We start from the raw sequence: 19,161 nt of genomic DNA on the forward strand, positions 1-19,161 counted from the left end.
ACCAGGCATCGGCAGATCACCCGGCACTGACAGAGCACCCGTACCGACAGAAAGGCAGGGCATCGGATGTCCACGACCCAGGACCCGGCGGTCACGGTCTGCTTCGTCGTCACGATCGACGGGATCGAGCTGGGGTCGTTCAACACCTGTGAGGGGCTGGGCTGCGAGGTGGTGCTCGAAGCCCGCGAGGAGGGCGGGAACAACGGCCATGTCTGGCAGTTGCCGACCCGTCTGAAGTACCCCAACGTCAAACTGTCCCGGCCGCTGACGAAGGACACCCAGAAGGTGGCCAAGTGGTTCGCCAGCATGACCACCGGGTTCGCCCGCAAGACCGCGCACATCGAGGCACGTACCGGCGACGACGTGATGGTCGCCCGCTGGGGCCTGCTGGAGGTGGTGCCGGTGCGCTGGACCGGGCCCACGTTCAACCCCGAGTCGCCCAAGGTCGCCACGGAGACCATCGAGATCGCGCACCACGGTTACATGATGGAGCCCGGAGCATGAGCGGGCCCGTGGCGTTCAGCGCGGCAGGCGGCGGCGCGAGGTCGGCGTCGGCCGCGGGCGGTGACGCGCGGCCCAAGCTGGAGCACGCCTACCTCGAACTGCGCACCCCGCCCTCGGGCGGCAGCCTCACCCCCGGTGGACCCTGTGGCCGGATCGACTTCCAGTTCAATCCCAAGGAGCTCAGCCTGGGCAAGTCCGCGTCCTGGAAACGCACCCCCGCCAAGGGCGCGAAGAGCGCGGGCCCTCCGGAGTACCAGGGGCCGCAGCCCAGCAAGCTCACCGTGGAGATGTTCTTCGACGCGAGCGACACCCAGGACACCAGTGTCGTCAAGGCGGTGGAGAGTCTGTTCGCCTGCTGCGTGCCGACCAACGAGACCCGGCAGGCGCAGCGGTCGTCGCCGCCCTGGGTGGTCTTCCACTGGGGCGGCATCACCGGCTTCCCCGGCTACGTCAGCCAGGTCCAGGTCAAGTACACGCTGTTCACCACGTCCGGGACGCCGATCCGGGCGGTGTGCCAGGTGACGATGGAGGAGATCAGCGGAGAGACGGCCGGCCAGAACCCGACGTCGGGGGCGCTCACCGCCCGCCGTGTCCACCGCATCCGCGCCGGCGACACGCTGCAGGGCCTCGCCTGGGCCGAGTACGGCGACGCGGCTGCCTGGCGGGCCATCGCCGAGGCCAACGGCATCGACGATCCGATGCGGCTGACGGAAGGGCGGGAACTGCTGCTCCCGTCGGCCGACGAACTGGACACGCTGCCGGGCGGCGCGGCGGAGCCCGTCGCGTACGGGTCCGCGGCGACCGGCGGCCGGAAGGACGTCTGATGGCCAACGACACCGTCGCCAAGATCCTCGTCATGGAGATCGGCGGGACCAGGCTGCCCGCCGACCTCGCCAACACCCTGGTGGAGGGCTACGTCGACGACAGCCGAACCCTGCCCGACACGTTCGTCCTGCGGTTTCGCGACCCCAGCCGGGTGCTGCTCGACAAGGCCGGCATCAAGATCGGCTCCGAGGCGCGGCTGCTGGTCTCCTCCGGCGCGGGCGGCTCGCCGAAGCCGCTGCTCAAGGGCGAGGTGACCGCGCTGGAGCTGGACTTCGACGAGACCGGGACGTTCACCGTGGTCCGCGGCATGGACAAGGCGCACCGGCTCTTCCGGGGCCGTCGGGTCGCCGCCTACCAGAACATGACCGTCGCGGACATCTGCCGTCGCGTCGCCCAGCGCGCCGGGCTCCGGACGGGGACGATCGACGTCTCGGGGCCGGTCCTCGAACACGTCGCCCAGGCGAACGTCTCCGACTGGGAGTTCCTCCGCGACCTGGCCGAGGACGCCGGCGCACAGGTCTATGTGATCGACGGCGCCCTGCATGTCACCGGGCCCACCGCGGCATCCGGCGCGCCCGGCTCCTCGGCCCGCGCCGACCGGGACCCGCTGGTGCTGGAACTCGGGAAGAACCTGGTGCGCTGCCGCGCCGGGGTGACCGCCGCCGAGCAGGTCTCCCAGGTCCAGGTGCGCGGCTGGGACACCAGGACCAAGCAGGCGCTGGTCGGCACGGCGCAGGCGGGCAGGGCGGACACGGTCCAACTGGGCATCAGCCCGGCGGACGCGGCGCGCCCCTTCGGGAAGGCCGACTACCTCGTCACCGACAACTCCTACGGCGCGCAGGCCCGCGTCGAGCAGGTCGCGAAGGCGCTGGCGCAGCGGATCGCCGGGTCGTTCGCCGAGATGGAGGCGGTCATCCAGGGCAATCCCGAGGTCCGGGCCGGCGGCGCCGTCGCGCTGTCCGGGGTCGGATCCCCGTTCGACGGCCGGTACACCGTCACCGCCTCCCGGCACGTGTTCGACGCACAGCGCGGCTACGAGACCTGGGTGACCGTCTCGGGCCAGCAGGAACGCTCCCTGTCGGCGCTGGCCGGCGCCGCCGCGGGCCGGGCGGGCCGGCTCCCCGAGGTGGACGGAGTCGTCATCGGTCTCGTCTCCGACACCAAGGACCCGGACAAACTCAGCCGCGTCAAGGTCAAGTTCCCCTGGCTGTCCGACGAGTACGTCAGCGACTGGGCCCGGTGCGCGCAGACCTCCGGAGGAGGGGGCAAGGGCGGCAAGGGAACCTCCGCGTTCGTCCCGGAGGTGGGTGACGAGGTGCTGGTCGGGTTCGAGCAGGGCCGGCTCGACCGGCCGTATGTACTCGGCTGTCTCTTCAACGGGCAGGACAAACCGTCCACGGCGAGCGGCGAGCTGATCGACGGGACCAGCGGCGCCGTCAACCGGCGGACGTTCTCCTCCCGCAGCGGCAACCAGCTCGAACTGCTCGACACCGCCTCCGGGCCGCAGGGCGTACGGATGGTCACCGGCGACGGCAAGCTCACCCTCGACCTCGACCGCAAGGGCACCAAGATCATCGTGCACAGCGACGGCACGGTGGAGATCGACGCCAAGGACAAGGTCACCGTCAAGGCGGGCAACGGCGCGCTGATGGACGCGGGCAGCGGCACCCTCGAACTGACCGGCAAGTCGGTGAAGGTGACCGCTCAGACCGGCGTCCAGGTGGACGGCGGCAACGGCCAGGTCGGGCTCACGACGAGCGGGGGAGTGGAGGTGAAGGGCAGCCAGGTCGCGGTCAACGGCACCGCGCGCACGGAGATCAAGGGCGGGGCGACCTGCACGATCAACGCGGGCCTGGTCCGGATCAACTGACGAGCCGTCACATCACGCCGCCAAGAGACGACGACAAGCGACAAGCCGACGAAAAGGAGCCTCCTCCATGCCACCCGCCGCTCGCGTCGGCGATCCCACCGGCCACCCCGGGACGGTCGGCCCGCCTGGCGCGCCCACCGTCCTCATCGGCGGCATGCCCGCCGCCACCGTCGGCACCACCCACACGTGCGCCTTCCCGCCGCCCGCCGTGCATCCCCCGTCCGTGATCATTCCGCCAGGCTGCCCCACCGTCCTGATCAACGGCAGGCCCGCCGCCCGCATGGGTGACACCGCCGCCTGCGGTGCCCCGATCATCGCGGGCTGCCCGACCGTCCTGATCGGCGGGTGACCGGCTGATGGGACAGCAGTTCGTCGGCGCGGGCTGGGCGTTCCCGCCGCGCACCGACGCCACCGGCAGCATCGCCCTGGTGCGCGGCGAGCGGGAGATCGAGGAATCGATCCGGCTCGTGCTCGCCACCTCGCCGGGGGAGCGACCCATGCGGCCGGAGTTCGGCTGCGCCATCCACGACTACGTGTTCGCCCCCGCCGACGCGAGCACCGCGGGCCAGGTCGCCTACGAGATCCGGCTCGCCCTGGACCGGTGGGAGCCGCGGATCGAGGTCGTGGCCATCGACGTCCGGTTCGACGCGGTGGAGGACGGCGTGCTGTACATCGACATCAGCTACACGGTGCGGGGCACGAACGACCCCCGCAACCTCGTGTTCCCGTTCTATGTGATCCCCGCGCACGAGGAAGGAACGGGTCCGTGACGCTGCCCTCCCCCCATCTCGACGACCGGAAGTTCCAGGGACTCGTCGACGAGGCCAAGAGATTCGTCCAGCAGCGCTGCCCAGAGTGGAGCGACCACAACGTCTCCGATCCGGGTGTGACCCTGATCGAGGCGTTCGCCACGATGGTCGACCAGCTCCTCTACCGCGTCAACCGCGTGCCGGAGAAGAACTACCTGGCCTTCCTCGACCTGATCGGCGTCCGACTGCACCCGCCCACCGCCGCCCGCACGGACGTCACGTTCTGGCTCTCCGCGCCGCAGCCCGAGAACGTCCGGGTCAAGGCCGGCACCGAGGTCGCCACCGTGCGCACCGAGACCGAGGAGGCGGTGGTGTTCACCACCGTCCGCGACCTGCCGATCGTGCCGTGCGGACTGGCCCGGCTGGCGACCTGCCCCGCCGGAGGCGGAGCCACCGACCGTACGCAGGAACTCGCCCTCGGCCGCGACGTGCCCTGCTTCGACTCCGAGCCCGCCCCCGGCGACGCCCTGTACGTCGGCCTGACCAACCCCGTCCGGGCCGGGGTCGTCGTGCTGCGTCTGGACTGCCGGGTGGACGGCGTCGGCGTCGACCCGCGCCGCCCGCCGCTGCGCTGGGAGGCGTGGGACGGCACGGCCTGGGCGCGCTGCGACGTCGAGGAGGACACGACCGGCGGCTTCAACCGCCCCGGCCAGGTGGTGCTGCACCTGCCGAGCGGCCACGCGGAGTCCACGATCGCGCGCCAGATTGCGGGGTGGGTGCGCTGCCGGCTGGTCTCCGCCGAGCCGGACCAGCCCACCTATCTGCAGTCGCCGACCATCCGCGAGGCCGAGGCCTTCACCATCGGCGCGACGGTCGAGGCCGTGCACGCCGAAACGGTGACGGACGAGGTCCTGGGGCTGTCCGAGGGCGTGCCCGGCCAGTCCTTCCACGTCGCCCGGCCCCCCGTCGTGCCGGGCGACGAGCCGTTCGTCGTGGAGGTGGCGGACGGCTCGGACTGGTCGCTGTGGCACCGCGTCGACGACTTCGCCCACTCGGGACCCGGCGACCGGCATCTGACGCTGGACCCGAACTCCGGCCGGATCGACTTCGGTCCGGCGGTCCGCGAGCCGGACGGCACCATCCGCTACTACGGCGCCGTGCCGGCCAAGGGCGCCCCCGTGCGGATCCGCGCCTACCGGACCGGCGGCGGCAGCCCCGGCAACGTCGCGGCGGGGACGCTGCGGATGCTGCGCACCTCGCTGCCGTTCGTCGCCCGCGCCGAGAACCGGCGGGCCGCCGTCGGCGGTGTCGACGGGGAGAGCGTGGAGAGCGCCAAGGTCCGCGGCCCCATGACGTTGAGCACCCTGTACCGGGCGGTCGTCCCACGCGACTACGAGGTGCTGGCGCGGGAGGTCGCCCCGGACGCGGCGCGGGTCGCCTGCGTACCCGCGGGGGAGGGCGAGGAGGGCGGTGTGCGGCTGCTTCTGGTGCCGGCCGTGCGCAGCGACGACCAGGGACGGCTGCACTTCGACGACCTGGTGCCGCCCCGGGAGACGCTGCGGGCCCTCGCCGACTATCTGGACCAGCGCCGTCCCATCGGCACCCGGCTGGTGGTCGAGCCGCCCTACTACCAGGGCGTCACCGTCGTGGCGTCCGTCCTGGCGGCCCCCGGTGCGGCCGCCGACCCGGTCCGCACCGCGGCGCTGGCCGCCCTGTACGGGTACTTCAACCCGATCACCGGAGGACCGAGCGGGCAGGGCTGGCCGTTCGGGCGGCCGATCCACGCCGGAGAGGTGTACGCCGTCCTGCAACGGGTGCCGGGCGTAGACCTCGTCGAGGACGTCAGGCTCTTCCCGGCCGACCCGGTGACCGGGCAGCGCGCCGAGCCGGTCACCAGGATCGTGCTCGACCCGCACGCCCTCGTCTTTTCCTACGAGCACCAACTCCGAATGCGGGAGGCCTGAATGCGCGCAGCGGTCGAGGGACTGCCCACGCCTCATCCACTCATCTACCAACTCCCGGCCGTCTACCTGGGAGAGGACTTCATCCAGCGGTTCCTCGCGGCGCTGGACGACGTACTGGCGCCGGTGCTGCTCACCATCGACAACCTCCCCGCCCATCTCGACCCGCGAACCGCCCCGGAGGACTTCCTGGCGTGGCTGGGCGCATGGGTGGCCGTGGGCCCCGCCGCAGATCGGCCGGCCGGACAGCGCCGGGCCGCGGTCCTCGGGGCGGTGGAACGGCACCGCAGACGGGGCACGAAAGGCGGACTCGAGGAAGCCGTACGGCTGGAGTTCGCCGCGGAGGCGGAGATCGAGGAGACCGGCGCAACGTCGTGGTCCGAGACGGCGCACAGCCCCCTGCCCGGGCCGGCCGGCGCGCCGCCCCGGGTGACCGTACGGGTGCGGGTGGCCGACCCGGACGCGGCAGGCGCGGAGCGGCTCCGGCGGCTGGTGGCCGGTGAGGTGCCGGCGCACGTCGGATACGACACCGAACTGCTGCCCCTCGCGGACGCGTCATGAGCGGCCCCGGCGGGCTGATCTGCCCGGACTGCGGCCACCACAACGTGCGGGGCGCGGCGTTCTGCGCGTCCTGCAACGCCTTCCTCGACTGGGAGCAGAGCGGCGCCGCTGATGAAGACGGCGGTCAGGGCACGGCAACGGCGCCCCGTGCGGCGGTCGCCGGGCCCGCCGTCTCCGGCCCGGCGGCGCAGGGGTCGGTGGCGCAGGGGTCGGTGGGGCAGGGCCCCGTGGCAGCGGACGCGTCCGCTGCCGGGCCGTCCGTCCAGGGAGCGGTGACCGCCGGTCCCGCGCCGGAACCGGCGACTGCCCGGACCGCTTCCGTCCTGCCCCGGTCGCAGACCTCGACGCCCGCTGCCGCACAGCCCGAGGCGCAGCCGACGTCGGAATCCGGGGTGTTCGGCACCGTGCGGCGGCCCGGGGAGCGGTCGGCGGACCCGGACGACCTGCCCGCGGAGCCGGACACGCAGGTCACCCCCGCGACCGCGCCCCACCCCCGGACCCCGGTCCATGACCTGGTCTGTCCGGCATGCGCGCAGGCCAACCCCCGTACCCGCACCCTGTGTCTGCGCTGCGGCGCCGTGCTCACCGCGACCGTGGCGGCTGAGGAACGGCTCTCGTGGTGGGCGCGGCTGAGGCGTCGGCTCCGCCGCCGCCCGCCGCGTCGGCTCGCGGCCGGACAGCGTCCTGCGGGCCGGGCATGGCGACGGCCGAGCCTCGCGATCCCGATCACGCTGGTCGTCCTGCTCGGCGGCGGCTACCTCGCCCGGCCCCACCTGAGCGGCCTCATCGACAACCTCCGCGACCGGACGGCCAAACCCACCCCCGTCAATCCGAAGTTCGCGGACGGGTCCAGTCACCTCAAGGACCACGGGCCGAACCTGGCCTTCGACGGGGCCAACAACACCTACTGGGCGCCGACGCAGGCCGGCGCGGGCACGGGTGAGGAGGTTCAGGCGCGCTTCGAACAGCCCGTCACGCTCACGACACTCATCATCCAGACCGGGATCTCGGTCAACAAGGACGAGTTCCTCAAGCAGGCCAGGCCGTCCGTCCTCGACGTCGAGCTGGGCGAACCGGGCGGTGCGGTGCACAAGAAGCAGCTCAAGCTGGAGGACAAGCCGGGGCCGCAGACGCTGGACCTCGAAGGGAAGAACGTCAGTACGGTGCGGTTCATCGTCCGGTCCAGTTACGGAGCCGAGGGGAAGAACCGGCACACGGCGATCCTCGAGGTCGAGTTCTTCGGCCGCCGATGACGTCGGCTCGGGACGCCCGGCGCCAGGGTGCCCCCCGTGGTGGCGTCCCGCCCCGGAGCAGGGGACCCGGCGGTCGCGCGCCCCGGCGCCCGCCGCTACATCGGATGGGACAGCCCGCTCGACGGCGGGATCCCCAGGGAGGCCAGCATCGCCGAGTAGCCGTTCCGGGCCCGCGCACCGTCAGCCGCGAGCCCCGCGGCCTCGCACGCCCGAATCAGGGCCCGCCACGCGGCGTCGCGGTGCCCGTCGATCTCGAGGCAGCGTTCGGCCGCCTCCACCGCGTCCACGGGCCGGCTCTGGGCGAGACGTATCTCGGCCAGGGCAACGGCCGCGCCCGCCGCTTCCCGGCGCAGCCGTTCCCGGTCCCCGGCCACCCATTCGGCGTGCCCGTCCTCGGGCAGCAGTTCGCCCGCGTAGTGGTCCAGAGCGATGCGGAACGCGTCCGCCGCCTCCTCCGACCGCTTCTGCGCCCGGGCTCGTCGGCCGTCGCGCACCGCACGCTCGAACGCCGCGACGTCGCTCACATCACCGGGCGCCAGCACCAGCCGGTAGGAGTCGCCCTGCCGCGCGATGAGCCGGGAACCGCCCCGGGGACGTTCCGGTTCCAGGAAGGAACGCAGACTGGAGACCGTCACCTGGAGGTTGTGCAGCGTGGACGGTGTCGTCACCCCTTCCCAGAACGCGAGCAGCAGATGGTCACGGTGGACGGCCTGGCCGGCGCGTACCGCGAGGAGCCGCAGCACCGCCTGTGCCCTGGGGCGCAGCTTCGCCCAGTCGTGCTCGCGCCCGGCCAGGGTGAACTCGAAGCCGCCGAGGCAACGCACCGTCAGGCCCGGCGCCGACCGTGCCGAAAGGACGCGTCCGGACCCGGTGGCGTGCTGCCCGCCGGCTCTGGCCCTGCCCGTTGCGGCTCCGCCGTCCCCGAGCGGGCCGGTCGGCGCCTGCCCGGCAGGGGGCTGTCCGGCAGGGGGCTGTCCGGCGAGGGCCGCGAGCGCGGTGAGCCAGGAACGCAGCCCGGCCACCGGCAGTCGCGCGGACCGGGCCGTCGACCAGGCGGCCTCCTGCAACTCGGCCCGGCTCGCCGCGTCAGGCGCCGCCAGCGCCATCGCTCCCATGGCCAGCGCACGGGCGCCCGTGACACCCGCCGACCGGGCGAACGCCTCCGCCTGGGCGGCGCGCTGCCCGGCGTCCGGCAGATCGTGCGCGACCTCCACCACGGCCAGGGCGGCCCGGCCCCACGCCTCCAGCGTGCCCCAGCCCAGCGCCCGGAACCGCCGTACGACGTCCTCCAACTCGCCGATGCCGGGGCGTCCGGTGCGCACCGAGCGCAGGCACACGGCCGACGCGGCGAGCGCCGCGCCTTCGGCGTCGCCGAGCCGGGTGCACTCCTCCAGCACGGCGACCGGCTGCCCGGCGTCCTCGGGGTGCGGCCCCAGGCCCAGCAGGCATCGGGCGGCCCGGCTCAGCCACAGCAGGTCCAGCCGTTCGGCGTCGTACGCGATCCGTTGGAGTTCCGGGTAGGGGACCGGCCTGGCCGGACCCCCGGCCAGCACGGCCAGCGCCACCCGGACCAGTTGCCCGGACAGCGCGACCGGGGCATCGTCCGTCGCCTCCGCCAGGGCCCGGCGCACGGTGGCGCCGGCCGTGCTGTCGCCGGTCAGGGCGGCGGCGATGCCCTGGACGAGGAGGGCGGCGGAGCCGCCGGAACCGCCCTGGGCGACGCGCCCGGCGGAGCGGCCGAGGTAGATGTCCGGGCCGCCCGCGACGACGATGCGCAGCGGGTCGGGCCAGTCGGCGGACCCGAGGCGACGGCGCACCGCCGACGGCGGCGGGTCCTGACGATCGTCGTGATCGCCCGCGGCGGCGCAGGCAGCGGCCCGGGCGCGCAGCCGCGTCAGTTCGACGTCGGTCAGCGTGCCGGTGAGCCGCGCGCGCAGACACTCGCGGAGCAGGGGCTCGGCTCCGTACGTCCGTCCGTCCGGGTCGGCGCGCAGGACCCCGTGTTCGTGGGCCAGGGACCACAGCGTCTCGGCGCTGTCGGGGCGGCCGGTCAGCGCGCGGCAGGCGTCGGCGGTGAGCCGGCCCAGCAGGCAGGTCTCCGTCAGGAACCGTCCGAGACGGCCCGGGAGCGGGTCGAGCACCTCCCGCTCCAGGTATTCGCGGCCGAACATCCCGTCGGCCAGGATCCGCTCCTGCCCCGTGTCGGGGCGGGCCGCCACGGCTCTGGCGAACAGTCTCAGCGTCGCGGCCCTGCCGCCGGTGGCCCGGACGAGGGGCAGCGCGATCCCGGGGCGCAGCGCCGTGTCGTACAGGTACGGGAACAGGTGCTCGACCTCCCAGGAGCGGAAACGCAGGGCGTCGGCGTTCACCACCGTCGCGCCCGACGCCTCCAGCGCGGCCGCCGACAGCCCCGGGGCGGGGCGCGTCCCGATCAGCACCCGTGGGTGGGGCGGCGCCAGTTGGCCGAGCCGGACCGCGAGCGCCCGCGCGCCCGGTGAGAGCAGGTGCATGCCATCAATGACGACGAGTCGTCCGACGGGGCCGCCGTCCCCGGCAGCTCGGCGCCGCGACACCTGCCGGCCCGCGCCGGGCGGCCCGGCGGAGCCCGCCAGCGCGTCTGCCGGATACCCGAGCGTGGTGAGCAACTCCCGCTCGTCGGCGTCGGGCCGGGCCTGATACCACGTCACCGGACCCGGATGCGCCTTGGCCGCCTGCGCCAACAGCGCGGTCTTGCCGAAGCCGGGCGGGGCGATCACCAGGCCCGACGAGCCCTCGGCGAGCTGCTCGGTCAGACGGCCCCGGGACATGGCCTCGCAGACCGGTATCCGGAACGCGGTCCACTGCTGAGCCGGTAAAAGACTCGTCATATGTCTCATCTCCGCTGTTCCCGGACGCTCTGACAGGGATGTCCCGTTTCGACTTTTTCTTCTTTTGTGCTGGTCTTTAGTGCCACAAAGTCCGGCAGGTTATAGGGCGTAGGACTTGCGTGGCCGTGGGGTGTCATTTTCGTGCTTTTCCCTCATCCGGAGCGCCCGGAAACGGCCGATGCCAAAGAGAGTGCCGTTTCAGTACGGACGGCGGCGCGGAACTGCCGCGGCGGCCGCGGCTACACCCAGTCCCGCTGGGCGGCGCGCACCCCGAGCTGGAAACGGCTCGCCACTCCCCGCCGCTCCTGCAGCTCGCTCACCCGGCGCCGCAGCGTACGCAGACTCACCCCCCAGATGCCGCGCCACCGCCTCGTCCTTCAGCCCGGCCGCCGGCAGCTGTGTCAACGCCCGTTCGTCCTCGGGGAGTTCACCCGGGCAGGGTGAAGTCGTCGGTCGTGGTCCCGGAGACACTGCCGGCGCCGATGCCAACGGCGGCCGGCCCCACGATCCACGCCATCAGGAAGAGTCGTCGCCGCCGGAAGGCCGGCCGACCGGCCCAGGCGGTACAGGAAGGTGACCACGGAAGTACTCCCACCAGGAGAAAGAAGCTCGCCAAGGACATCGGGCCCGGCTCTCGGCCCGGCCCTGCGCCCAAGCTGTGAGCGCTTCCCGGCTCCGGCTCCGTTCGCCTGTTGACGTCGACTAGATACCGAGTGTAGATACTGAGGTATGACTGTCCCTCTGGCGCTCCTCGGACTCCTCGAACGCGAGTCGAGCCACGGCTACGACCTCAAGCGCGACTACGACATGTACTTCGGCCGCGGGAAGCCGCTGCCCGCCGGGCAGGTCTACTCGACCCTGAGCCGCCTCGCCCGCGACGGGAAGGTCGAGGTCGGTGAGACCGAGCCCGGGTCGGGGCCGGACCGCAAGCGCTATGTGATCACCGAGTTGGGGGTCACGCAGGTGGAGACCTGGCTGACCGAGCCGGTGGCGGGCGAACCTCATCTGCAGACGGTGCTGTTCACCAAGGTCGTGATCGCGCTGCTGCTGGAGCGCGATCCGCGTGCGTACCTCGACATCCAGCGTGCCTCCCACATGGAGCGGATGCGGGAGCTGACCGAACTGCGCCGGACCGGCAGCACGATCGACTCGCTGCTCGCCGACCACGGCGTGTACCACCTGGAAGCCGATCTGCGGTGGATCGACCAGACCGTGGCGCGGCTCGCCGCCCTGACGGCGGAGGTGCGCTCATGAGCGCGGACGAAGACTTCCTCGTAGAAGCGCGGGACGCCGTCCTGTCGTTCGGGCAGACGCCCGCGCTGCGGGGTGCGAATCTGTCCGCCCGCGCCGGCGAGATCCTCGCCGTCACCGGGCCGAGCGGCTCCGGCAAGTCCACGCTGCTGCACTGCCTGGCCGGGATCCTCGTACCCGACTCCGGCGAGATCTGGTTCGACGGCCGCCGTGTCGACACCCGGCGCGAGCCCGAGCGCAGCGCGCTGCGCCGGGACCGCTTCGGCTTCGTCTTCCAGTTCGGTCAGCTCGTCCCCGAGCTGACCGCCGAGGAGAACGTCGCCCTGCCGCTGCTGCTCGCCAAGTCCCGCAGAGCGAGCGCGCTGGCCGAGGCCAGGCCGTGGTTCGGGCGACTCGGCCTGGACGGTCTCGAGAGACGCCGGTCCGGCGAACTCTCCGGCGGGCAGGCACAGCGGGTCGCTCTGGCCCGTGCCCTGGTCTCCCGGCCCAAGGTGCTGTTCGCCGACGAGCCGACCGGGTCGCTCGACTCGCTCACCGGCGAACATGTGATGGACCTGCTGGTCGCCTCCGTGCGCGAGGAGGGCACCACCGTCGTCCTCGTCACCCACGAGCCGCGCGTGGCCGCCTTCGCGAACCGGGAAGTCATCGTCCGCGACGGCAGGGTGACACCGCTGTCCGTCGGACGGATCGCCTCGTGATCCGCCTCGGCCTGCGCCTCACCCTGAGCGGCGGCAGAGAGGCTGCCGCCCGCCTCGCCGTCATCACGGCCGCCGTCGCACTCGGCGTCGGCCTGCTGCTGAGCATCCTGGCGGCCATCAACGCCACCGCCACCCAGAACAGCCGCAACGCCTGGCTCAACACCGGCACCGGCCAGAGCGCGTCGAGCCGGTCGGCGGCGAACGCGGACACGGACCCGCTGTGGTGGCTGCTCAGGGCGGACCACTTCGACGGCAAGACCATCGGCCGCGTCGACGTCGCCGCAACCGGACCCAACTCCCCGGTCCCGCCGGGACTTTCGCGCCTTCCCGGACCGGGCGAGTTCTACGCCTCACCAGCCCTCGGCAAGCTCCTGCACGCAACGCCCGCCGCCGAACTCGCCGACCGCTATCCCGGCCACGAGATCGGCACGGTCGGCAAGGCGGCACTCCCGGGCCCCGACTCCCTGATCATCGTCATCGGCCACAGCCCCGACCAGCTCGCGAAGCAGCACGACGCCACCCGGGTCACCTCGATCACCACCGCGCCCCCCAGCAGCTGCAACGGCACGAACTGCACGGTCAGGGCGGGCATCGACAGCCGCGGCATCAAGCTCATCCTCTCCGTCGCGGGCACCGCCCTGATCTTCCCGGTGCTCATCCTCATCGGCACGGCCAGCCGGCTGGCCGCCGCCCGCCGCGAGCAGCGCTTCGCCGCGATGCGCCTGGTGGGCGCCACACCGCGGCAGATCTCGATGCTCTCGGCCGTCGAATCGACGGTCGCCGCGGTCATCGGCACGGCCGTCGGCTTCGGCCTCTTCTCCCTGTTCCGTACGCGACTGGCGGCGGTCGACCTCACGCAGACGCCCTTCTTCACCAGCGACCTCACGCTCCGGACCGGCGACATCCTTCTCGTCGCCGTCGCCGTCCCCGTGGGGGCCGCGATCGCGGCCCGGATCGCTCTGCGCCGCGTGCAGGTCTCCCCGCTCGGGGTCACCCGGCGCGTCACGCCGCGCCCGCCGCGCGTCTACCGGCTGATCCCGTTGGCCGCCGGTATCGCCGAACTCTCCTACACGATCGGCCGGGTGCCCAGGAGCACCAACGGCCAGATCTGGGTCTTCGTCCCGGGCATCCTGCTGGTCCTGACCGGCCTCGTCATCGCCGGGCCCTGGCTGACCATGGCCGGAGCCCGCGTCCTGGCCCGGCTCACCAGCCGGCCCGCGCTGCTCGTCGCCGGCCGGCGGCTCGCGGACGACCCGAAGGCCGGCTTCCGCGCGGTCAGCGGGCTGGTCCTCGCCCTGTGCGTCACCAGCGCGGCCGTCGGGATCATCGGCGCGCTGAACGCCGAGCGCAGCATCCCGCAGGCCGGCCGAGCGGTCGCCGGCGCCCTGGACGCCAACTACGCCCGGGGCTTCGACCCCGCTACCGGACGTCAGATCGGCAGCGTGCCCCCGCTCCCGAAGGCCGCGGTCGGCGACCTGAACTCCGTACCGGGCGTCGAAGGCGTGCTGATGATCCACACGAACCCGCTCGGCACCCCGGACCCGACCATGCACGGTCGACCTGGCGGCGGGACTCCGCCGGTCGCCGGCCTGGCCTCGTGCACGGAGCTTGCGAGGATGCCGGCCAACACTGCATGCGCCCCCGGAGCCCAGGCGGCGTCGGTCGCCCAGAACTACGGCAGCTTCGGCACGTACTACTGGATGCACTGGCCTTCGGCATGGCCCGCCGCCGACATCTCCGCCCAGCGCCTCGCCCGGCTCCCGGTCCAGGAGATCGTCGTGGCCACCGACGGGTCGACGTCGGCGATCGAACGTGCGCGCACCATCCTTGCGAACACGTATCCCGACCGCGACATCCCTTGGACCGTCCGCGAGGACCATGCCCAAAGCGGCGCACAACTCGCCGGATACCAGCAACTGGCCAACGTGGTCATCCTGGTCAGTTTCCCCATTGCCGGCTGCAGCCTGGCCGTGAGCGTGGCCGGGGGCCTGCGCGACCGCAAGCGCCCCTTCAGCCTGCTGCGGCTGACCGGCACACAGCTCGGCGTGCTGCGAAGGGTCGTACTGCTGGAAAGCGCGGTCCCGCTCGTGGTGGTCGCGGTGGTGGCGATCGGGATGGGCTTCCTGGCCGCCCAGCTGTTCGTCCAGGCACAGTTCGACTACTCGATCCGGGCACCGGGGATCCAGTACTACGCGATCGTGCTCACCGGGCTGGTCGCCTCGCTGGGGGTCATCGCATCCACGATGCCGCTGCTCAGACGGATCACGGGCCCCGAAGCGGCACGCAACGAGTAGGAGGAAGGCCAAGCCGGTCGCCGGATGCCGCCCGATGTCGCCCCCGCCCCACAAGGTCGGGGGCGTTCCGGTGGGCGGCGGGAACAGCGGGTCAGGTCGGCGATGTTGCACCGGCCGAGAGACCGGCGGCCGCGGTATGCCCGGTCGTCCGGCATCTGATACTGAGGGGCGACCGGGCATAAGCCCGCCGGGGACTCGGACCGAGGCCTTTTCCTACAGGAGGACTGTTTTCATGAACGACCGGCCCTTGACGCTCATGGCGGTACACGCCCACCCCGACGACGAGGCCACCGGAACGGGAGGCGTCCTCGCGCGGTACGCGGCGGAGGGTATCCGCACTGTCCTCGTGACATGTACCGACGGCGGTTGCGGCGATGGACCGGGGGGTGTCAAACCGGGTGAACCCGGGCATGATCCGGCGGCCGTAGCCCTGATGCGGCGTCAAGAACTCAAGGCGAGCTGCGAAGTCCTGAAGGTCAGTCATCTGGAGATGCTGGACTACGGCGACTCCGGGATGATGGGCTGGCCGGCCAATGACGCGCCCGGATCCTTCTGGCAGACACCCGTGGAGGAGGGCGCTGCCCGACTCGCGGAACTCTTTCGGCGCTACCGGCCCGATGTGGTCGTCACCTACGACGAGAACGGCTTCTACGGCCATCCCGATCACATCCAGGCCAATCGCATCACGATGGCGGCGCTGGCGATGACCGAGCCGACACCGAAGGTGTACTGGACGACAGCGCCCCGCTCGATGATGCAGCGGTTCGGGGAGGTCATGCGCGAGTTCGGCGGCGAAGCACAGGAGCCGGATCCCGCCGAGGCCGCCGCGCTGGCCGAGATCGGGCTCCCCGACGAGGAGGTCACCACCTGGGTGGACACCACCGCGTTCGGCGACCAGAAGTTCGATGCGCTGGCCGCGCATGCCAGCCAGGGGGAGAACATCTTCTTCCTCAGGATGGGTCAGGCGAAGTTCACCGAGTTGATGGGTGTCGAGACCTTCGTACGCGTCCAGGACACCACCGGCGCGGCCCTGCCCGAGAACGATCTCTTCGCCGGACTGCGCTGATCCGCCCGCCCACCGGCGGCCCTTGATCATGAGGGTGGTCCTGCCCGGTCGTGCGGCGGTCACTCGACCGCCGGTCCCCGCGCCCGGGCAGGGCCGTGGAGGCGGGTGCCCAGCACAGGGCCGCGCCCCCAGAGTTGTCGTCGGCGACGGCGCAGCTCAATGTTCGGTTTTGCGAACGCCCGTCGCCCGTCCTCAGGACGGAGAGCGGACCGGCGGTCGACCGGGCCAGGCGGCGGGACTCCTGACGCTCTTCCCGCGAGCCTGAAAAAACTTCCGCGAGCGTGTAGAGAAGAGTGGGCCGGCTCCGACGTCCCCTGTGAAAGCCGCCCACCAGGGGCGGCCCGAGCCGAAGGAGCGGACTCATGAAGTACCTGGTGATGGTGCAGGGCACGCAGGCGGACTACGAGGCCCAGGCGGGCAAGCCCGCCGCCGGTCTCCCGGCCTGGAGCGACAAGGATATGCAGGCGATGTTCCAGCACATGGGGGCGATCAACAACGACCTCGCCGAGACAGGCGAGTTCATCGATGCCCAGGGGCTGGCCGAGCCTGCCAGGACCCGCCTCGTCAGCGCCGGCGCGGACGGCAAGCCCGTGATCACCGACGGGCCGTACGGCGAGACCAAGGAAGTGATCGCCGGTTACTGGCTCCTGGAGTGCGAGAGCCTGGAGCGGGTCACGGAGATCGCCGCGCGGGTCACCCAGTGCCCCGTTCCCGAGGGCGCGAACACGTACCCCGTCGTCATCCGGCCGCTCGGCCAAGTGTGAGCAGGTGAGACGTTTGAGACGTACGAGCGAGGTCGAGGACCTGCTGCGCCTGCACGCGCCGCAGGTCCTCGGCGCGCTCGTACGCCGGTACGGGCACTTCGACGCCGCCGAGGACGCCGTACAGGAGGCGCTGCTGGCAGCGGCCGGGCAGTGGCCCGAGTCGGGGATTCCGGACAATCCGCGGGGCTGGCTGATCAGGGTCGCCTCGCGGCGGCTCACGGACGCGCTGCGCAGTGATCAGGCGCGGCGGCTGCGTGAGGAGAAGGCGGCGGCGCTCACACCGCGCGACGCCTTCACCGCGCCGCCGCCCGGGCCCGATCGTGCGCCCTCCGAGGACGACACGCTGACCCTGCTCTTCCTCTGCTGCCACCCGGATCTGCCCCCGACCGCCCAGATCGCGCTGACGCTGCGGGCCGTCGGCGGTCTGACGACGGCCGAGATCGCCCGCGCGCATCTGGTGCCGGAGGCGACGATGGCCCTGGGGGTCCCCCCACGCCCTTAAGGCAGTGGGGGAGGATCAGCCGGGCCAAGCAGCGGGTGAAGGGCACGCGTTTCGGCCGCCCCGATCACTGGGAGGAGCGGCTGCCCGCCGTCCTCCACACGCTCTACCTGATCTTCAACGAGGGCTACACGGCCACCTCCGGAGCCTCCCTCCAGCGGGCCGAACTCGCGGGCGAGGCCATCCGGCTGACCCGAAGGATGCACCGCCTGCTGCCCGGCGACTGTGAGGTCACCGGCCTGCTCGCCCTGATGCTCCTCACCGACGCCCGGCGCGCCGCGCGGACCGGGGCGGGCGGCGAACTGATCCCCCTCGACGAGCAGGACCGCGGGCTGTGGGACAAGGCGGCGATCGAGGAGGGCGTGGCCCTGGTGACCTGGGCTCTGTCCCAACGCCGCCTGGGCCCCTACCAGTTGAGGGCCGCGATCGCCGCCGTCCACGACGAGGCGGACTCGCCCGACAGCACCGACTGGCCCGAGATCCTCGGCCTCTACGACGTCCTCGTCCACCTTGTCCCCAGCCCTGTCGAACGCCTCAACCGTGCAGTGGCCATCGCCATGGTCCACGGACCGAAGGCTGGTCTGGCCGAACTGGACGCGCTCGCACCGGAGTTGACCACCGGCCATCGCCTGGACTCGGTCCGCGCCCACCTCCTGGAACGCGCCGCCGACCCCGAGGCCGCCCGAGCCGCCTACGAGTCAGCCGCCACCAAGACCCTGAGCCTCCCCGAACAGCGCTACCTCCGGGCCCGTGCGGCCCGCCTCGGCGACATCACTTGACGTGTCGCTCATGCCCGAGCCGACGCACATCACCGCCGCCCACTCCTCGCGCCGCATTCGCGTCGAGCACGGCATCGCTCATCTGAAGAACGGGCGAGCCCTCGCCCGCCACCACGGTCGGCGTGAGCACATGAGTGACATCATCCAAGCGGTCGCTGCACTGCTTTCTCACCGGCAGACGGTGTGGATCGAGCCGTTGGTGCGCGTGCCGGCCGATGAGCTTCTCGGCGAGTTCAGGTCGTCAACGACGGCACGTAACGCCTACCGGAAGGCATGATGGGTCGATTTGCCGGCACTTCTTCACCAGTGCCGGTTGGCCAGGCATGCTTCATAGAGGATGTGACATGTTGGACAGCGAACCAGATGCTGTGCTGGGGCCGTTCTCGTCGCCAGGCGCGCAGGCCACGCCGTGGGCGTCGGTGTTGGCGGCCTGGAGTCTGGGTGGCATGTGCTTCACCACGGGTGGTCAGGAGCGCAAGGCACGAAACCTTGAGCGCAATCCTCACTGTGCGCTGACGACCGGCACGAGTGCCCTGACCGGTGTGGACGTCGTCATCGAGGGCGTCGCATCCGTGGTGCATGAGCGCTCCGAGCGGGAACAGGCCGTCGCGGACTTCGAGCGGAAGCACGGTGCACATCTGACCGGCCCCGAGGGTTCCTGGTATGGGTTGGGCGAGGCCGTCATCGCGGGCGAGGTCAGGCTGTATCGAGTCGCGCCTACTGTCGGCTTCGCTTTCGGCAAACTGCCGACGTCCAGCCAGACCCGCTACACGTGGCCGAGCCGGTGACGATGGCCCACCTGCTCGTAAAGACCGGTACGGTCGGACACGACACGCCAGTGGTCGACGTGTGGCCGGAGTTCGGCGCCCTCGGCAAGGCGACTGCGAGTGCGATCGTCGGCGCCACACCGCGGTGGCTCCCCGGTACCGAGACGGGATACCACTCGTTCACGTACGGCTTCCTGGTCGGTGAGATCGCACGCCGGGCCACAGGCAAACCGATGCGGCACCTCTTGCGCGAGACGATTCGAGGGCTTCACTGCCTGCGCCCAGAGGCTGTAGTACAAGGCTCTGCCTGTGTGTACCGGGGCGCAGGGTGCGCGGGTGGTGACGATATGCTCACACGGTGGGCCGGAATCCCCGTCGCGCCGTCGTCGGGGCTGGTGGAGGATCGGAGAAGGAGCCGGTCCGGTTGAGCGCGAGGTAGGGGGAGGCGATCGG

At 72.0% G+C, this 19,161-nt stretch carries 17 protein-coding genes and 1 pseudogene; 17 read left to right on the plus strand and 1 reads right to left on the minus strand.

Features of this window, described 5'->3' with window-relative positions; all coding sequences use genetic code 11:
- Nucleotides 1–66 precede the first annotated feature (66 nt).
- The 8 genes from ACIBTS_RS22555 to ACIBTS_RS22590 all read left to right on the plus strand — a co-directional run bounded on the left by ACIBTS_RS22555 (nucleotide 67) and on the right by ACIBTS_RS22590 (nucleotide 7,723).
- Complete coding sequence (locus ACIBTS_RS22555; protein WP_079658068.1) at nucleotides 67–504, plus strand: phage tail protein; 438 nt, start codon at nucleotides 67–69, stop codon at nucleotides 502–504.
- Nucleotides 501–1,328 (plus strand): LysM peptidoglycan-binding domain-containing protein, encoded by an 828-nt coding sequence (locus ACIBTS_RS22560; protein WP_319672510.1) that lies wholly within the window; start codon nucleotides 501–503, stop codon nucleotides 1,326–1,328. The genes ACIBTS_RS22555 and ACIBTS_RS22560 overlap by 4 nt, the downstream gene beginning before the upstream one ends.
- A complete protein-coding gene (locus ACIBTS_RS22565; protein ID WP_399321581.1) occupies nucleotides 1,328–3,199 on the plus strand; it encodes a VgrG-related protein in 1,872 nt (623 codons plus the stop codon). The genes ACIBTS_RS22560 and ACIBTS_RS22565 overlap by 1 nt, the downstream gene beginning before the upstream one ends.
- 67 nt (nucleotides 3,200–3,266) lie before the next feature.
- Complete coding sequence (locus ACIBTS_RS22570; protein ID WP_079658065.1) at nucleotides 3,267–3,548, plus strand: PAAR domain-containing protein; 282 nt, start codon at nucleotides 3,267–3,269, stop codon at nucleotides 3,546–3,548.
- A 7-nt stretch (nucleotides 3,549–3,555) separates the two neighbouring features.
- Nucleotides 3,556–3,969: a GPW/gp25 family protein gene (locus tag ACIBTS_RS22575; protein ID WP_319672512.1), complete on the plus strand. Its 414-nt coding sequence runs from the start codon at nucleotides 3,556–3,558 to the stop codon at nucleotides 3,967–3,969.
- Nucleotides 3,966–5,912 (plus strand): putative baseplate assembly protein, encoded by a 1,947-nt coding sequence (locus ACIBTS_RS22580; protein ID WP_399321584.1) that lies wholly within the window; start codon nucleotides 3,966–3,968, stop codon nucleotides 5,910–5,912. The genes ACIBTS_RS22575 and ACIBTS_RS22580 overlap by 4 nt, the downstream gene beginning before the upstream one ends.
- Nucleotides 5,913–6,470, plus strand: a complete 558-nt coding sequence (locus ACIBTS_RS22585) for a phage tail protein (RefSeq protein ID WP_399321585.1) — start codon at nucleotides 5,913–5,915, stop codon at nucleotides 6,468–6,470. It begins immediately after the preceding gene.
- Nucleotides 6,467–7,723, plus strand: coding sequence for an NADase-type glycan-binding domain-containing protein (locus ACIBTS_RS22590; RefSeq protein WP_399321587.1), 1,257 nt, complete (start codon nucleotides 6,467–6,469; stop codon nucleotides 7,721–7,723). The genes ACIBTS_RS22585 and ACIBTS_RS22590 overlap by 4 nt, the downstream gene beginning before the upstream one ends.
- 95 nt (nucleotides 7,724–7,818) lie before the next feature.
- Here ACIBTS_RS22590 and ACIBTS_RS22595 read toward each other — a convergent pair whose 3' ends face one another.
- A complete protein-coding gene (locus tag ACIBTS_RS22595; protein WP_399321588.1) occupies nucleotides 7,819–10,590 on the minus strand; it encodes a BTAD domain-containing putative transcriptional regulator in 2,772 nt (923 codons plus the stop codon).
- Nucleotides 10,591–11,319: 729 nt separating this feature from the next.
- Between ACIBTS_RS22595 and ACIBTS_RS22600 the strand changes: the two genes are divergently transcribed.
- The 9 genes and pseudogenes from ACIBTS_RS22600 (at nucleotide 11,320) to ACIBTS_RS22640 (ending at nucleotide 19,136) form a co-directional block, all read left to right on the plus strand.
- Nucleotides 11,320–11,844 (plus strand): PadR family transcriptional regulator, encoded by a 525-nt coding sequence (locus ACIBTS_RS22600; protein WP_319672519.1) that lies wholly within the window; start codon nucleotides 11,320–11,322, stop codon nucleotides 11,842–11,844.
- Nucleotides 11,841–12,539, plus strand: a complete 699-nt coding sequence (locus ACIBTS_RS22605; protein ID WP_399321591.1) for an ABC transporter ATP-binding protein — start codon at nucleotides 11,841–11,843, stop codon at nucleotides 12,537–12,539. Before ACIBTS_RS22600 ends, ACIBTS_RS22605 begins: the two co-directional genes overlap by 4 nt.
- Complete coding sequence (locus ACIBTS_RS22610) at nucleotides 12,536–14,833, plus strand: FtsX-like permease family protein (protein ID WP_399321593.1); 2,298 nt, start codon at nucleotides 12,536–12,538, stop codon at nucleotides 14,831–14,833. The genes ACIBTS_RS22605 and ACIBTS_RS22610 overlap by 4 nt, the downstream gene beginning before the upstream one ends.
- Nucleotides 14,834–15,065: 232 nt before the next feature.
- Complete coding sequence (locus ACIBTS_RS22615) at nucleotides 15,066–15,899, plus strand: PIG-L family deacetylase (protein WP_399321594.1); 834 nt, start codon at nucleotides 15,066–15,068, stop codon at nucleotides 15,897–15,899.
- Nucleotides 15,900–16,261: 362 nt separating this feature from the next.
- Nucleotides 16,262–16,663 carry a YciI family protein gene (locus tag ACIBTS_RS22620; RefSeq protein WP_319672523.1) on the plus strand — a complete coding sequence of 134 codons (402 nt, stop codon included), beginning with the start codon at nucleotides 16,262–16,264 and terminating at the stop codon, nucleotides 16,661–16,663.
- 13 nt (nucleotides 16,664–16,676) lie between these two features.
- Nucleotides 16,677–17,941 (plus strand): annotated as a pseudogene (locus ACIBTS_RS22625) (RNA polymerase sigma factor).
- 10 nt (nucleotides 17,942–17,951) lie between these two features.
- Nucleotides 17,952–18,218, plus strand: coding sequence for a hypothetical protein (locus ACIBTS_RS22630; protein ID WP_399321595.1), 267 nt, complete (start codon nucleotides 17,952–17,954; stop codon nucleotides 18,216–18,218).
- A gap of 67 nt (nucleotides 18,219–18,285) precedes the next feature.
- The gene (locus tag ACIBTS_RS22635) at nucleotides 18,286–18,729 is read left to right on the plus strand and encodes a pyridoxamine 5'-phosphate oxidase family protein (protein ID WP_399321597.1); all 444 of its coding nucleotides are present in this window, start codon (nucleotides 18,286–18,288) and stop codon (nucleotides 18,727–18,729) included.
- A 2-nt stretch (nucleotides 18,730–18,731) separates the two neighbouring features.
- The gene (locus tag ACIBTS_RS22640; protein ID WP_399321729.1) at nucleotides 18,732–19,136 is read left to right on the plus strand and encodes a serine hydrolase; all 405 of its coding nucleotides are present in this window, start codon (nucleotides 18,732–18,734) and stop codon (nucleotides 19,134–19,136) included.
- The last annotated feature ends 25 nt before the right edge of the window (nucleotides 19,137–19,161 follow it).

This window comes from Streptomyces sp. NPDC050121, assembly GCF_044460385.1.
Lineage (GTDB): Bacteria > Actinomycetota > Actinomycetes > Streptomycetales > Streptomycetaceae > Streptomyces > Streptomyces soliscabiei.